17 protein-coding genes and 1 tRNA gene are annotated in these 14,397 nt (G+C 64.5%); 7 read left to right on the top strand and 11 right to left on the bottom strand.

Annotation, left to right across the window (positions count from 1 at the left end):
* The first annotated feature begins 388 nt into the window (after window positions 1–388).
* Window positions 389–775: a putative zinc-binding protein gene (locus tag ACFMPD_RS12965; RefSeq protein WP_380995008.1), complete on the top strand. Its 387-nt coding sequence runs from the start codon at window positions 389–391 to the stop codon at window positions 773–775.
* Between the two features lie 54 nt (window positions 776–829).
* On the opposite strand, the gene ACFMPD_RS12960 is transcribed toward ACFMPD_RS12965, so the two are convergent.
* The 3 genes from ACFMPD_RS12960 to ACFMPD_RS12950 all read right to left on the bottom strand — a co-directional run bounded on the left by ACFMPD_RS12960 (window position 830) and on the right by ACFMPD_RS12950 (window position 1,702).
* Window positions 830–967: an entericidin A/B family lipoprotein gene (locus ACFMPD_RS12960; protein WP_380995006.1), complete on the bottom strand. Its 138-nt coding sequence runs from the start codon at window positions 965–967 to the stop codon at window positions 830–832.
* Window positions 968–1,042: 75 nt separating this feature from the next.
* The gene (locus ACFMPD_RS12955; RefSeq protein ID WP_380995004.1) at window positions 1,043–1,276 is read right to left on the bottom strand and encodes a hypothetical protein; all 234 of its coding nucleotides are present in this window, start codon (window positions 1,274–1,276) and stop codon (window positions 1,043–1,045) included.
* Window positions 1,277–1,423: 147 nt separating this feature from the next.
* Window positions 1,424–1,702 (bottom strand): hypothetical protein, encoded by a 279-nt coding sequence (locus ACFMPD_RS12950; protein ID WP_380995001.1) that lies wholly within the window; start codon window positions 1,700–1,702, stop codon window positions 1,424–1,426.
* A gap of 139 nt (window positions 1,703–1,841) precedes the next feature.
* Between ACFMPD_RS12950 and ACFMPD_RS12945 the strand changes: the two genes are divergently transcribed.
* The gene (locus ACFMPD_RS12945; protein ID WP_380994999.1) at window positions 1,842–2,036 is read left to right on the top strand and encodes a CTP synthetase; all 195 of its coding nucleotides are present in this window, start codon (window positions 1,842–1,844) and stop codon (window positions 2,034–2,036) included.
* Here ACFMPD_RS12945 and ACFMPD_RS12940 read toward each other — a convergent pair.
* The gene (locus tag ACFMPD_RS12940) at window positions 2,026–2,784 is read right to left on the bottom strand and encodes an alpha/beta fold hydrolase (RefSeq protein WP_380994998.1); all 759 of its coding nucleotides are present in this window, start codon (window positions 2,782–2,784) and stop codon (window positions 2,026–2,028) included. The genes ACFMPD_RS12945 and ACFMPD_RS12940 overlap by 11 nt on opposite strands.
* Window positions 2,785–2,873: 89 nt before the next feature.
* On the opposite strand from ACFMPD_RS12940, the gene ACFMPD_RS12935 reads away from it, so the two are divergent.
* On the top strand, window positions 2,874–3,248 hold the full coding sequence (locus ACFMPD_RS12935) for a hypothetical protein (protein WP_380994995.1): 375 nt from the start codon (window positions 2,874–2,876) through the stop codon (window positions 3,246–3,248).
* A 76-nt stretch (window positions 3,249–3,324) separates the two neighbouring features.
* Here ACFMPD_RS12935 and ACFMPD_RS12930 read toward each other — a convergent pair whose 3' ends face one another.
* The 5 genes from ACFMPD_RS12930 to ACFMPD_RS12910 all read right to left on the bottom strand — a co-directional run bounded on the left by ACFMPD_RS12930 (window position 3,325) and on the right by ACFMPD_RS12910 (window position 8,606).
* The gene (locus tag ACFMPD_RS12930; RefSeq protein ID WP_380994992.1) at window positions 3,325–4,446 is read right to left on the bottom strand and encodes an SPFH domain-containing protein; all 1,122 of its coding nucleotides are present in this window, start codon (window positions 4,444–4,446) and stop codon (window positions 3,325–3,327) included.
* A gap of 26 nt (window positions 4,447–4,472) precedes the next feature.
* Complete coding sequence (locus ACFMPD_RS12925; protein ID WP_380995015.1) at window positions 4,473–5,381, bottom strand: DUF2927 domain-containing protein; 909 nt, start codon at window positions 5,379–5,381, stop codon at window positions 4,473–4,475.
* Between the two features lie 67 nt (window positions 5,382–5,448).
* Entirely contained in the window at window positions 5,449–6,639 is a 1,191-nt protein-coding gene (locus ACFMPD_RS12920) for a toxic anion resistance protein (protein ID WP_380994990.1), read from the bottom strand.
* 28 nt (window positions 6,640–6,667) lie between these two features.
* The gene (locus tag ACFMPD_RS12915; protein ID WP_380994988.1) at window positions 6,668–7,564 is read right to left on the bottom strand and encodes a 5-bromo-4-chloroindolyl phosphate hydrolysis family protein; all 897 of its coding nucleotides are present in this window, start codon (window positions 7,562–7,564) and stop codon (window positions 6,668–6,670) included.
* 217 nt (window positions 7,565–7,781) lie between these two features.
* Window positions 7,782–8,606 (bottom strand): pseudouridine synthase, encoded by an 825-nt coding sequence (locus ACFMPD_RS12910; protein WP_380994986.1) that lies wholly within the window; start codon window positions 8,604–8,606, stop codon window positions 7,782–7,784.
* A 61-nt stretch (window positions 8,607–8,667) separates the two neighbouring features.
* On the opposite strand from ACFMPD_RS12910, the gene ACFMPD_RS12905 reads away from it, so the two are divergent.
* On the top strand, window positions 8,668–9,135 hold the full coding sequence (locus tag ACFMPD_RS12905; protein WP_380994984.1) for a nucleoside deaminase: 468 nt from the start codon (window positions 8,668–8,670) through the stop codon (window positions 9,133–9,135).
* Window positions 9,136–9,300: 165 nt separating this feature from the next.
* Here the strand turns inward: ACFMPD_RS12905 and ACFMPD_RS12900 are convergent.
* Window positions 9,301–9,375: transfer RNA gene (locus ACFMPD_RS12900), tRNA-Gly, on the bottom strand.
* Between the two features lie 155 nt (window positions 9,376–9,530).
* On the opposite strand from ACFMPD_RS12900, the gene ACFMPD_RS12895 reads away from it, so the two are divergent.
* The gene (locus ACFMPD_RS12895) at window positions 9,531–9,728 is read left to right on the top strand and encodes a hypothetical protein (protein ID WP_380994981.1); all 198 of its coding nucleotides are present in this window, start codon (window positions 9,531–9,533) and stop codon (window positions 9,726–9,728) included.
* A 143-nt stretch (window positions 9,729–9,871) separates the two neighbouring features.
* Window positions 9,872–10,225, top strand: a complete 354-nt coding sequence (locus ACFMPD_RS12890; RefSeq protein ID WP_380994978.1) for an MmcQ/YjbR family DNA-binding protein — start codon at window positions 9,872–9,874, stop codon at window positions 10,223–10,225.
* 70 nt (window positions 10,226–10,295) lie between these two features.
* On the opposite strand, the gene ACFMPD_RS12885 is transcribed toward ACFMPD_RS12890, so the two are convergent.
* Window positions 10,296–13,739, bottom strand: coding sequence for a pyruvate carboxylase (locus ACFMPD_RS12885; protein ID WP_380994976.1), 3,444 nt, complete (start codon window positions 13,737–13,739; stop codon window positions 10,296–10,298).
* Window positions 13,740–13,908: 169 nt separating this feature from the next.
* On the opposite strand from ACFMPD_RS12885, the gene ACFMPD_RS12880 reads away from it, so the two are divergent.
* A complete protein-coding gene (locus ACFMPD_RS12880) occupies window positions 13,909–14,397 on the top strand; it encodes a hypothetical protein (RefSeq protein WP_380994973.1) in 489 nt (162 codons plus the stop codon).

Genomic DNA, 14,397 nt, shown 5'->3' with positions numbered 1-14,397 from the left:
CAACCGATTTGTGCAACAAGGCCGGACGAAAGGGAAGAGCGACAGCATATCGCCTGAAAGATTAGAATTAGCGAAGGGAGTGTTCTGGTATTCTGTCGTGACCTTTTCTCCAGCGATTTTGCACTATGCCTTCAGGCTGCCGAATCTTCGAATGGGCAGCGCCCGAACCGCCCCCACGGGGCGGGCGCTTTCAGCACCGGCCCCTCGGTTCGGGCGCGGCGCTGTGAATGAACGACACCGCTTGTTGGTCTCGCCCTCTGTGGCTCCGCGCGCCTCGGTCCAGCCGATCACGAATTGCTGCAACGCAGCAATTTTCTTGACAGGGCCGCTGGGAATCCGCATTCTGCGTACCAATTGCCCCCGTTCCGTCCTGCATATGGAGTCTGTAATGCCGTCCCGCGATCACCTGCCGCTTGTCTATTCCTGTTCGGGCTGTTCCAGCGCCGCCCAGATGGCCAATCATCTGGCCGTTGCTTTGGACCGCCGCGGGCTGGCCGAGATGTCCTGCATTGCCGGGGTTGGCGGTGACGTGCCAAAGCTGGTGCGGGTCGCCACGTCGGGCCGCCCGATCGTGGCGCTGGATGGCTGTGCGCTGGCCTGCGTCAAGAACTGTCTCGCGCGGCATGGCGTGACGGCGGACCGCTATCACCTGCTGTCCGATCACGGCGTGCGCAAGCGCTATGCCACGGACTATGACCCCGAGCAGGCCGCCGCCGTTCTGGAAGAGGTTGCCGAAGACCTGATCGCCGATCCGCTGGTCGCCCGCGCCGCCTGAGCACGGCCTGCGTATCACGACAAGTGCGACGGGTCAGGCAGGTTTATTCCGAGATCAGAGCGAGCTTTGCACGTCCTGCGCGGTGTCGGACAGCGCGCTGCCGGCTTTCTGGATGTCCCGCCCCGCGCCCTTTGCGGTTTCGCAGGCGGTCAGGGCCAACAGGGCAAGCCCGATGAAGAACGATCTGGTCATGGCTGTCTCCGCGTCTGGGTGCCGTGGGCGAGAAAAACCAGCTTTTTCCGCCTTGCGCAAGACCTTCAGTGCCGGTCAGCCGGCAGGGGTGCGATGCGGCGTGGTCCGTTCGCTGGCGTAACCGGCGGGGAATGGCTGGGGCCGGGTTCGCAGTCGCAGCGCCAGCGTCGCCACCACACTTAACAGAAACCCGGCCCAGCAGCCCAGCACGTACCATAGCGCGGCGGTCCAGATCCCGTGACCCAGAACGGCTGCGGTCATTCCCGCAAGCCCCCCGGCCAGTATTGACATGATCAGAAACGCCAGCATGCGCCATTGCCTTTCCCTGTGCCCCTGCACCGTATCGCGACGAATATGAACGAAGGGTTAACGTCCGGGATTTGCCCGGCAAAAACCGGGCTGGGGGCGGGTCAGTTCGGACGCGCCCTGCAGAACCGTCTGCGCCGGCAGCGGGCGTCAGCCCGGTGCCCCGCGCACTGCTTCGGGATGGTCGGCGACAAAGCGGCGCAACGTTCCGAACAGCGCACGGGCCCGTTCGACGTCATCCGCATGCAGGGCCTCCTGGATGTCTTCGCAGATCATCTGCTGGATCGCCTGCGGACCCTTGGGCCGGTGCATCAGGTAGTCCGCCAACAGCGCGGCGCTGATGTCGGCCAGGTGCTCATGTTCTGCTACCGCGGCGATCTGGTCGCGGCTCAGACAGGTCATGTCTTCGATATCGTCCAGGGTAATCATTGGACCTGCTCCTCCCATCCTGTCGATTGAATGAATGGATCATACCATGTGTTCAGCCCGGCCCGGTTGATGCGGATCAAAGCAGACGCATTCACAAAATAATATGTGAATGTCGAACCGGCTACCAAAGGAGGCCCCGATGATTCGCCTAGCCATGATTCTGTATTCACTGATTTCGACCACCCTGGCAGGCACGGGCATCGTCGCCGCCCTGACCGCGGGATACGGGACGCTGATCCCGATCCTGATCGCCGCGGCCATTGGCGCGGTGGCTGCTCTGCCGGTTTCCTACCTGATCGCGCGCAAGCTTTACGGTGCGCCGGTCAAGCCGTGAGAAACGCCCGAAGCGAGGCTTCGAATTCGCGCGGCTTTTCCGCGTGCAACCAGTGACCGGCGCCGGCCAGCTTGGCAAAGCGGGCGCGGGGAAACCGCGCGCGGATCACCGGCCGGTGTTCGGCCAGAACATAGTCGGACTCGCTGCCTGACAGGAACAGTGCCGGCCCGTCCCAACTGGCATCGATGTCGGGAAAGGACACGATCTTGGTCATCTCGGCTTCGAGCACGTCCAGATTCAGCCGCCAGGCCTTGTTCTGAATATCGAGCGACTGGGTGAAGAAGCTCTGCAAGGATCTTTCAATGCCCAGTTCGGCCAGTTGTGTCTCGGCATCCGAACGGCGGCTGACCCGGTTCAGGTCGACCGCGCGCATGGCGGTGATGTATTGCTGCTGCGAATGAGAGTAGGACACCGGCGCGATATCGGCCACGACCAGCTTGCGCAGGACGGAAGGATGGCGCAGGGCCAGCATCATCGCCGCCTTGCCGCCCATCGAATGTCCGACCAGATCGACGGTGCCTCCGATTTTGGCGATCACCTCAGAGAGGTCGTCGGCCATGCCGGGATAGTCATGGGTGTCACGCCACGGGCTGTCGCCATGATTGCGCATGTCAACCGCGATGACCTGCCGGGAATCGGACAGGCGCTTGGCGATCACGCCCCAGTTGCGGGCAGAACCATAGAGGCCGTGGGCAATCAGCAGGGTTGGCAGCTCGGTCGGGGTTCCATGGACAATCGTGTTCAGCATGGCCAAGTGATAGACCCGGCGCGGTTCATGCGCCAGCCCCATTGAGGACGCAGGGCGTGCTCGCTAGATTGCCGGGGCAGGAGGGCGTCATGCCGGAAGAACGGGACATACAGGCGGATATCGCACGCGCCCTGACGTTGGCGCGGGACAAGCTGGGCATTCGGGCCGAAACGCTGCAGGCGGCGATCCCGCGGCTGCGCCGGTTGCTGCCGCGCTCGATCCGCGCGCAGGCGGTGGCGCTGGCCGATGCCGAGCCGCGTCTGGGGCACCCAAAGCTGCGCCTGACAGTCGATAACTCCGCGCTTGCCCGTTCTGCGGACATCCTGTTGCAGCACCTGCAGGCCATCGACAAGGTGGACCGCATCAAGGGCTGGTGGCTGGGCATGCTCGGCGGCCTGGCCTTCAACCTGATCCTGTTCAGCGTTCTTCTGATCGCGCTGCTGGTCTGGCGCGGTATTCTCTAGGCCGATGCCGCCGGTCGACTAGGCCGGCGGGCAAAAGGATGTCGCTGCGGCTGAGGGTCTCAGGCGCGGCGGCCGGTCATTCGCCGGGCGGTGGCGGCGGCATGACGGTAAAGAGCTGCGCCAGTTCCGGCACGTCCTCGGCGCGCAGCCAGCCATCCTGACCGGCGGTCCAGACATGGGTCTGTCGGGTCAGGCCGCCCTCGGTAACCATCCGCCCCAGGGCGGCGCGCGAGAACGGCCCCTTGGTCTGACCGGCCTCGGCGATATGCCAGACATGCTCTACCGGCGGCGGCGGCGGTGGCACCGGCGTTGCCGCCGAAGATCGCGGTACCGCGCCCCAGGGGCCGGATTGCGGCGCCATCTGTTGTGCCATGGCCAGCCCCATGCCGGCACCCAGACCAGCGGCCATGCCGCCGCCTGCCGGGTTGTTGGCCGCCGCCGTCATCGCCTCGGCGGCGGAATATTGCGTGAACCGACCCAGATCGCCCGCCAGCCCCATCGAGGTCCGCTGGTCCAGCGCTGCCTCGACGGCGGGCGGCAGCGAGACGTTCTCGATATAGAGTTCGGGCAGCGTCAGCCCATAGCCCTGCAGGGTAGGGGAAATCGCGGTGGCGATCAGCTTGCCCAGATCGGCGGTGTTGGCGGCCATGTCCAGCACCGGAATGCCGGCGCTTGCGATCACCCGGGAAAATTCCTGCACGATGATGTTGCGGATCTGAAAGCTGATCTCGTCCATGGTGAATTCGCCATCGGTGCCAACGATTTCGGTCAGGAACCGCGCCGGGTCGGTCACCCGCACGGAATAGGTGCCAAAGGCGCGGATGCGCACCGGCCCGAATTCCGGGTCGCGGCAGATGATCGGGTTCTTGGTGCCCCATTTCAGATCGTTGAACCGGGTGGTGTTGACGAAATAGATCTCGGATTTGAACGGGCTTTTGAAACCGTGATCCCAATGCTGCAGCGTCGTCAGCACCGGCATGTTGTTGGTTTCCAGCATGTAGAGGCCGGGGGTGAACACGTCGGCCAGTTGGCCCTCGTGCACGAACACGGCAGCCTGACCCTCGCGCACGGTCAGTTTGGCCCCGTACTTGATTTCGTGGCCCTCGCGTTCAAAGCGCCAGACCATGGTGTCGCGGCTGTCATCCACCCAATGGATGACGTCGATGAATTCACCGGCCAGAAAGTCAAAGATGCCCATGTTCAGGTTCCTTTCAAATCGTCAATCTACAGCGGTTGGCCCATCAGGTCGCGGGCGATGATGCGCGCGATGGGGCGGGCCTCATCCACGGTCATGCCCTGTTCCAGCCGGGGGTCGTACAGCATTTTCAGCAGCAGTTCGTCATGCGTGGTCAGCAGCGCGAACTCGTCATCGTCGTTAAAGATCGACGGTCGCGCCGCGGGGCTGTCATTGGGCAGGCCCAAACCTTGCGCGATCTCTTCGTGGATGCACGAACGGCGGACCAGGTCCGGATGTTCGGCCCGGATCAGCGCCACCGCCCCGGAATACTCGTGCGGTGCGTTGGAGCCCGACAGCGCCACCACCAGGCAGTAATACGACCGGGGCAGATTTCCGAACAGGTCCAGCTCGGCCGGGCTGATGCCGGGTATCAGCTGTTTCAGCCGCTGTTGCAGAAAGGCGCTGTCATCCTCGCCGACCACGAAAACGTGGAAATTGGCGCCCAAGCTGGTGGTGCTGATCGGGTGTCCGGTCACGCCGGACAACCGCCGGGCATACCGGTCGATCTGATCGCGGTCGGTGTCGCGCCGGTCCTGCGGCACGCTGGCACCGAATTCGGTGTTGATGCGCACCGGTCCGCTCCAGCGGCTGAGACGACCGCTGTCGTCGCTGCCGCGGCGATTGATGCCCGAGCCGCGGGTATATTCGTCGAAAAACGCGATGGTTTCGAAATTGCGCGCCAGATCGTCGGCCGAAAACGGCGTATCTGGTCCGCCGCCATCGGTGCGCAGCAATCCCCGGGTCAGTAGGTCGTTCTGGACGCGCGTGTAATAGCGCGCCAGGTCCTGACTGCGGGCCGAAGGCGGCACCGGGTCGGCATCGGGAATGCGCAGGCTCGCCGGACGGGGCTGCGGTGTCAGTGAACTGCGCAATCCGAAATCGTCGCATCCGGTCATCAGCAACACGGCGGCGGCGGTCAGGCACAATCCCGTATGGCGCAAACCGCGCGGCACGCCCTGACCCCTAGCCCGGCACAGCCGTGCCCGAGGTATCGCCCACCCCGTCGCGGCGCGCCTTGGCGGCCGCCAGCGTGTCGCGCAGTTCGGCCTCCATCTTCTTCAGATCCTCTTCGGCTGCGGCCCTGCGGGCCTTGCCCTCATCCGCAATCGCCAGGCTTTCGTTGATGGTGCCGATCAGGTCGGCATTGGCCTGCTTGACCGCCTCGATGTCAAAGACGCCGCGCTCCATCTCCTGGCGGATCATCTTGTTGCTGTCGCGCAGGTTGGCGGCATTGGAGGTCAGCAATTCGTTGGTCAGGTCGTTGGCCTCGCGCACCGCAGCGGCGGCCTCGGTGCTGCGCTGGATCGTCACCGCCTGCGCCAGCTGAGTTTCCCAGAGCGGCACGGTATTTACCAGCGTCGAGTTGATCTTGGTGACCAGCGACTTGTCGTTCTCCTGCACCAGCCGGATCGAGGGCAGCGATTGCATCGTCACCTGCCGGGTCAGTTTCAAATCGTGCACCCGGCGCTCCAGATCGTCACGCGCGGCGCGCAGGTCGCGCAGCTCCTGCGCGGCCATCACCTGATCGTCCTCGGGCGCGGCGGCCACGGCGGCCTCTTTGGCCGGGATGTCGGTCCCGTCCAGGCGGGCCAGCTTTGCCTCGCCGGCGGCGATGTACAACGCCAGTTCGTCATAGAACTGCAGCGTCTTTTCATAAAGCAAATCCAGCGACTTGATATCCTTGAGCAGCGTATGCTCATGGCCCAGCAGATCATCGGTGATCTTGTCGATCTGGCCCTGCACGGTTTCGAACTTGGCGGTGAAATTGGCGAAAGGCGCGGCCTTGCCCAACAGCTTCTCCCACCAGCTCTGCTTGCGGCGCACATCCAGTTCGCTGACCGAAAAGCCGCGGATCGTGGTGACGATGTCGCGCAGGGAATCGCCGGCGGGACCGACATCCTTGTTGCGCACATCCGCCAGCATGGCCTGGCTGATTTCCTGCAATTCCGCCTGGGCTGCCGACCCGAAGGACACGATCGAACTGGTGTTTTCCATGTCGATCTCGTCCATGCGCCGGCGGATTTCGGACCCGACCGGCGCGTCCGCCTGATCCAGTGCCACGATATCCCTGGCGGGTTCGGGCAGGGTCACGGCGGTGACTTCCTCGACCTGGGTCAGGGCCTGCTGGGCTTTCTTGCGGATGGATTCAGACATGGGAACTGTTCCTCGTGGTTACCGGGTATCAGGATCGGGAATCCGTGCGGACGCCTTCGCGTTGCAGCCGTTCGCGCAGGACATCGATTTCGACAGTCAGGTCGCTGTGGTCGTCCAGCAGCATCTTGCGGGTGCGGGCGGCAAAGTTCTGTTCGAGATCGTCCAGCAGCGCGGAATAGTCGGCGCGGGCCGCATCGCTGCGGCTGCGGGCATAGATATCGGCGAACTTGACCGTCGCGTCGCGGGCACCGCGCAGATAGACCGTCAGGTATTTGCGCGCCCCAGTCAGGTCGCGGGGGTCTTCCTCGACGGTGCGGAACAGATCGCGCGCGGTGGTCTGAAAGCGCTCGACCCGGGCTTCGATCTGCCGGTCGCCGGCACGCTGGATCGCGTCGGTCATCGCCGCCAGATAGGTTTCCGCCTCGCCGACGGCGCGCGCCACACGGTCCTGCTGAAAACTGTCCACGCCTTCCATGCCCTTGTCTTTCAGCGGATCGATGCCAAAGGCCAGCCCGTGCAGCGCCAGCGCCGCAGCGCCGTAGATGACCGGTGCCACCAGGCCCGGTTCGGTCTTGTAGGCGGCCAGCGCCACGCCGATGCCGGTCAGCAGGCTGGCGGCCATCTTGCGCGGAAAGGCCGGCCGACGGGCAACCTTGCGGATGCGATAGGCGGCCTCGGCGCGCAGACCCTCGCGCAAAAGCCAGGCCGCCAGCGCCAGCGCGGCCGCCGCGGTCAAGCCCAGCGCCAGACCCAGCGCACCGTCATTCAGCGACAGAAAGACCAGCAATGCAGCCGGCAGAAACAGGATGTTGGTGCGCGCGCCTGCCGGGTCCACCCGCGCGCCGTCGAAGGCGCCGCGCGGCTTGGGCTTGCCCTCGGCGGGCGTGCCGTCCGGGCTGTATTTGCCACCAAAGCGTTTGGCCATGCGCCTAGAGCCCCCCCAGCCAGCCGCTGGAAACGCCAAACAGCAGCACAACCAGCGCCACATAGGCGGTTTTCTGCAATCCGGTTGGTGACATGCCAACCCCCTGACATTCCTTGACAATGGAAATCTAGGCCATGTCTGGTCGCCTTACTAGGGGGAAGAGCCGGTCAATTCCGTCAGATCGCGCAAATTCGACCGGATCGCTGAATTGTCGCCTTCAATCGGGCTTGCTGCGGTTTCGCGGCCGCTGCGGTCGGCGGGATTTTGCCTTGGCCGTGCCGCTGGGCCCGCCGGAATCGGTCTCTGCGCTGTCCAGCCCCAACTGGTCGCGCAGCACGCGGCGGCGGACTTCCTGCACCTCGCCGGGTTTCATCGTGCCCAACTGGAAGGGGCCGTAGGACACCCGGATCAGGCGGTTGACGGTAAAGCCGATATCCTCGATCGCACGGCGGATTTCGCGGTTTCGGCCCTCGCGCAGCGCAATGGTCAGCCAGGCATTCGCGCCCTGCTGCCGGTCCAGCGTCACGGTCATCGGCTGGAACCGCTCGCCCGCGATCGTCAGCCCCTTGCGCAGGGGCGCGAAATCCGCGTCCTGGGGGCGGCCGTTGATGCGCACCCGGTACTTGCGCAGCCAGCCGGTGCTGGGCAGTTCCAGCCGCCGCTTGATCGCGCCGTCATTGGTCAGCAGCAACAATCCCTCGGAATTCAGATCCAGACGCCCGACCGTGATCACCCGGGGCAACTCGGGGGGCAGGGCATCAAAGATCGTGCGTCGGCCCTTTTCGTCGCTGGTGGTGGTCACCAGGCCGGGGGGTTTGTGATACAGCCACAGGCGTTCGGGTTCGGGCTCGGCCAGAGGCTTGCCATCTACGGTGATCCGGTCGGTCGCGGTCACGTTCAGCGCCGGGCTGTCGATGCGCTTGCCATTCACTGCAACGCGGCCCTCGGCGATCATGCGTTCGGCGGCCCGACGGCTGGCCACGCCGGCGCGGGCCAGAACCTTGGCGATCCGGTCGCCGGGAGGGGAGGGTTTGTCGCTCATGTCCCGCGCTTAGCCCATTCCGACGCCTTGCGAAAGCGGCCATTGCGGGGCAGGGTGCGCCATGGTGTTCAAATCTCAGATGAATCAGGCGCTTGAACAGGCGCGGGCAGCCGCAGCGCGGGGCGAGGTTCCGGTCGGGGCGGTGATCGTGGCGCCCGATGGCCGGGTCGTGGCCGCCGAGGGCAACCGCACCCGCGAACTGAACGATCCCACGGCGCATGCCGAGATTCTGGCGATCCGTGCCGCCTGTGCCGCCGCCGGGTCCGAACGTCTGCCCGGCCATGATCTCTATGTCACGCTGGAACCCTGCCCGATGTGCGCGGCGGCCATCGCCTTTGCCCGGATCGAGCGGTTGTATTATGGCGCGTCCGACCCGAAATCCGGCGGCGTGGCGCATGGGGCGCAGATTTTCGACCACGCCCAGACGCACCACTCGCCCGAAGTCTATGACGGCATCGCCGCCGGCGATTCCGCAGCCCTGCTGCGCGAGTTTTTCCAGGCCCGCCGCGAGACCGCCGGCGACGGCTGATTGCGTTCCCGGCAAGCCGGTCCTGTTCGGATTGCCCCGGCGCGGCCAGGTCGGGGCGCGCAAAACGGCCGCCGCGCTATAGGGGTGGATGTGCGGCAGGGGCCAAAAACGCAAAAGGACCGCCGAAGCGATCCCGTGCTAAGCTGTTACTTTGTCAGCTTGATTTGGAGCGGGCGATGAGATTCGAACTCACGACCCTAACCTTGGCAAGGTTATGCTCTACCCCTGAGCTACGCCCGCGTCCTTGGGTGAGGCGTGAGATATAAACAACTGAGCGGGCCCGCAAGAGGAAAATTCACGCAAGGGTTAAAATTTTCCGGGGCGGCAGCGACGGAATCCGCGTTGTCATCCGTTTGCACTGTCACTGAACGGATCAACGACAGGATGACAGGACCATGATCGGAATGGAAACCGCGAAACTGCTGTGTCTCAGCGCCGCGATCCTGCTGGCGCTGGCGCTGGATCATGCGGCCTCGGCCCCGTCCGGGCCGGCGGCCAATGCCGAACAGATCGCCTGCGAGTGCCAGACGACGGCCTGCGCCGCTGGCGCGGCGGCGATGCAGGACCGCGGAACAGGCGCCGGCCTGGGTTGACCCGCCAGCCATGGCGGCTTGCACGTGCGGTACCAAGCTGCTTGAGTCGCGCCAGCCGCGCACCGGTATAGACCGGGCCGACCGGGTCAGCCGGATCGCCCGCAGGGGGCGGCGAGAAGCGGCAAGAGATCGGAGCCCGGCCTGTGACCAGAGATGAATTCAACAGCTATTGCGATGGTTTCAAGGCGTCCAGCCACGTGGTGCAGTGGGGCAATTCCGATGTCTGGAAGGTCGGCGGCAAGGTGTTTGCCATCTGCGGCTGGGCCGAGCAGCGCGACGCCTTTACCTTCAAGGCCTCTGACATTGCCTTTAAGGTCCTGTCGGACCTGCCGGGCATCCGACCCGCGCCCTATCTGGCGTCGCGCGGATTCAAATGGCTGCAACATTACGATGCGCCGGGGCTGTCGGATGCCGAACTGAAACGCCACATCGCCGAATCCTATGACATGGTTGTGGCCGGGCTGACCCGGAAACTGCGGGCCGAACTGGGGCTGTAGCGCAGGGTCGCGCGCGCCGGGTCGTTCTGGCGCGCGCGTTTCTTGGGCAGGCGGCGCCCGTCTTTCCCTCTCACTCGAGTTCGACCAGCAGGTCCTTGGCGTCGATCTGGCCGGCCGGGGCGACATGCACGGCCTTGACGGTGGCGTCGCGGTCCGCATGAATGCCGGTTTCCATCTTCATCGCTTCGATGGTCAGCAACAGGTCGCCCTCTTTGATCGGCTGCCCGGCCGTTACCGCCACGGTGGCGACGACGCCGGGCATCGGCGCGCCGACATGGTTCGGGTTGCCGGTTTCGGCCTTGGCCCGCTGAACCGTCGAGGCAGTCACCATGCGATTGGGCACCCGGATCACCCGCGGCTGGCCGTTCAGTTCAAAGAACACCTTGACGTTGCCGTCCTCGCGCGTTTCACCGACCGCCTGCATGCGGATTTCCAGCGTCTTGCCAGGGTCGATCTCGGCGCTGATCTCTTCGCCGGGCTGCATGCCATAGAAAAAGGTGGTGGTGGGCAGGGTGCGCACCGGGCCATAGAGCCGGTGCCGGCCCATGTAGTCCATGAACACCTTGGGGTACATCAGATAGCCGTTCAGATCCTCGTCATCGACTGGTTTGCCTTCCAGTTCGGCGCTGACCTTTTCCCGCAGGGCGGCCAGGTCGACCGGTGCCAGGTGTTTGCCGGGACGCTCGGGATTGGCGGTCTCGGATTTGAGCACCTTGGACAGAATCCCGTCGGGAAAGCCGCCCGGAGGCTGGCCCAGATTGCCGCGCATCATGTCGATCACCGAGTCCGGAAAGGCCACGTCGGTTTCGGGGTCTTCGACCTGTGCGCGGCTCAGGCCCTGGCTGACCATCATCAGCGCCATGTCCCCAACCACCTTGGAGCTGGGGGTCACCTTGGGAATGTCGCCGAACATCAGGTTCACGTCGGCATAGGCCTGCGCCACCTCGCCCCAGCGATCCTCCAGACCCAGGCTGCGCGCCTGCGCCTTGAGGTTGGTGAACTGTCCGCCGGGCATCTCGTGCAGATAGACCTCGGAATTGGGCGCCTGCAGCCCGCTTTCAAAGGCGGTGTACTGAGCGCGCACGCCTTCCCAATAGGCGCTGATCTCGCGTATCGCGCCGATCTGCAGGCCGGTGTCGCGGTCGGTATTGCGCAGCGCCTCGACCACCGAACCCAGGGTCGGCTGGCTGGTATTGCCCGACAGCGCGTCCATGGCGCAATCGACCGCATCCACCCCGGCCTCGCTGGCGGCCAGGATCGTCGCGCCGGCAATGCCTGCGGTGTCGTGGGTATGAAAATGGATCGGCAGGCCGACCTCGTCCCGCAGCGCGCGGATCAAAACCCGCGCCGCCGCCGGTTTCAGCAGTCCGGCCATGTCCTTGAGCCCCAGGATATGGGCGCCCGCATCGCGCAGTTCCTGACCCGCCTGGACATAGTATTTCAGGTCGTACTTGGCCCGGTCCGGGTCCATGATATCGCCGGTATAACAGATCGCGCCTTCGCACAGCTTGTTCTGTTCCAGCACCGCATCCATCGCCACGCGCATGTTCTCGACCCAGTTCAGGCTGTCAAACACGCGGAACAGATCGACCCCGGTCTCGGCTGCCTGGCGCACGAATTCCTGCACCACATTGTCGGGATAATTGGTATAGCCGACGCCGTTGGAACCGCGCAGCAGCATCTGGGTCATCAGGTTGGGCATGGCCGCGCGCAGATCGCGCAGGCGCTGCCAGGGGCATTCCTGCAAGAACCGATAGGCCACGTCAAAGGTGGCGCCGCCCCAGCATTCGACCGAAAACAGCTGAGGCAGGTTGGCGGCATAGGCCGGCGCCACCCGGATCATGTCGATCGAGCGCATCCGGGTCGCCAGCAGGCTCTGGTGGCTGTCGCGCATCGTGGTGTCGGTGATCAAAAGCTGTTTCTGCGCCTTCATCCAGTCGGCTACCGCCTGCGGACCCTTTTGCTCGAGCAGGTTGCGGGTGCCGACGGGTGGCGGCTGGGTCTGGCGCGCCGGCGGCCGCGGCGGTTTCAGGCCTGCGGGTGGGCGCGGCCTGTCCTTGACCTCGGGATGTCCGTTGACCGTGATGTCGGCGATATAGGTCAGTACCTTGGTGCCCCGGTCGCGGCGCTTGGCGAACTGGAACAGCTCGGGGGTCTCGTCGATGAACTTGGTGGTATAGCTGTTGTTCAGAAACGTCGGGTGTTTCAGCAGGTTCTCGACAAAGGCGATATTGGTCGACACGCCGCGCACGCGGAACTCGCGCAGGGCCCGGTCCATGCGGGCGATTGCCATTTCGGGTGTCGGCGCCTTGGCGGTGACCTTGGTCAGCAGGCTGTCATAATAGCGCGTGATCACCCCGCCGGCATAGGCGGTGCCGCCATCCAGCCGGATGCCCATGCCGGTGGCCGACCGATAGGCGGTGATGCGACCGTAATCCGGGATGAAATTGTTCTGCGGATCCTCGGTGGTGACGCGGGTTTGCAAGGCGTGGCCATTCAGGCGGATGTCGTCCTGGCTCGGCTTGCCGGTGGCCTCGGCGATGGATTTGCCCTCGGCGATCAGGATCTGGGCGCGCACGATGTCGATGCCGGTGACCTCTTCGGTCACGGTATGTTCGACCTGCACCCGCGGGTTGACCTCGATGAAATAAAACTGGCCGTCGTCCATATCCATCAGGAATTCGACGGTGCCCGCGCATTCATAGTTCACATGGGCGCAGATCTTGCGGCCCAGTTCGCAGATTTCGGCCCGTTGCGCGTCGCTGAGATAGGGCGCCGGTGCGCGCTCGACCACTTTCTGGTTGCGCCGCTGCACCGAGCAGTCGCGTTCATACAGGTGATAGATGCCGCCCTGCTTGTCGCCCAGAATCTGTACTTCGACATGGCGCGCGCGCTGGATCATCTTTTCCAGATAGCCTTCGCCATTGCCAAAGGCCGCCTCGGCCTCGCGCCGTCCCTCGCGGATTTTGTCCTGCAATTCGTTCGGCCCCTGGATCGGGCGCATGCCGCGGCCGCCGCCGCCCCAGCTGGCCTTGAGCATCAGGGGATAGCCGATCTGCGCGGCCTCTTGGGCGATGGCGTCGAAATCGTCGCCCAGAACCTCGGTTGCGGGGATGACCGGCACGCCGGCCTCGATCGCCACCTTGCGGGCGCTGGCCTTGTCGCCCAGGGCGCGCATGGTCGCAGCGCGCGGGCCGATAAAGGTGATGTCATTGGCGTCGCAGGCGTCCACGAAATCGGGGTTCTCGGACAGCAGCCCATAGCCAGGATGGATCGCATCGGCGCCACATTCCCTGGCCACCCGAATGATTTCCTCGATGCTGAGATAGGCCGCCACCGGCCCCATGCCCTCGCCGATACGATAGGCTTCGTCGGCCTTGAACCGGTGCAATCCCAGCTTGTCCTCTTCGGCATAGATTGCGACGGTTTTTTTGCCCATCTCGTTGGCCGCCCGCATGATCCGGATCGCGATCTCGCCGCGGTTCGCAATCAGGATTTTCTTGAATTCGGTCATGGGTTCCCCTCGCTCCAGCACCTGAGCGAATGTGTATTCAGTTTGTCTGCACCTCACAATGACCTTGCGCGACCCACCGGCATTCTGATGCGACCGGGTTTAATCCAATTTTAATCGCAGCGCGGATATCGTGCTCCGGGCGACCTGAGGCAGCACAGGGGTTTTGGAAATGCAGGCTCTGATTTTTGACGATCACTATGACCGGCAGGCGCGGCTGACCGCGACACTGATGAAGACCGGCATTCACACCTTTGCAACCTGCACCGCAGAGATTGCGGAATCGACCATTCGGCGGAATGTCATCGATCTGCTGATCGCGCCCGAGCGGGTGGCCGGCAAGCTGACTCACACTCTGGTGCTGCTGGCGGAATACCGCAATCCGCTGGTGTCGGCGATGATCCTGACCGACCGGACCGATCCGGATGTCGAAGAGCTGTTCCTGCTGCTGCCGTCGCTGCATTGCCTGCTGGCGCCCGACAGCCCGCCCGAACTGATCCGCAAACTGGCCATCGCCTCGATGGCCGGGGCCACCAGCAACCGGCCGGCCTTTGTCTTGCGGCCGTCTATGCGGGTCCCGGGGCAACCGGTCGGCAAGCCGATGTTCTTTTCACGCCGTCCCGGCCCACGCACGGCGCCACCCTCTCGCGCTGTCGCCTAG

It is taken from the genome of Sedimentitalea sediminis, from assembly GCF_042687825.1.
Classification (GTDB): Bacteria; Pseudomonadota; Alphaproteobacteria; order Rhodobacterales; family Rhodobacteraceae; genus Sedimentitalea.
The sequence above is the reverse complement of the archived record's forward strand: the minus strand, read 5'-3'. Positions and strand labels throughout refer to the sequence as shown.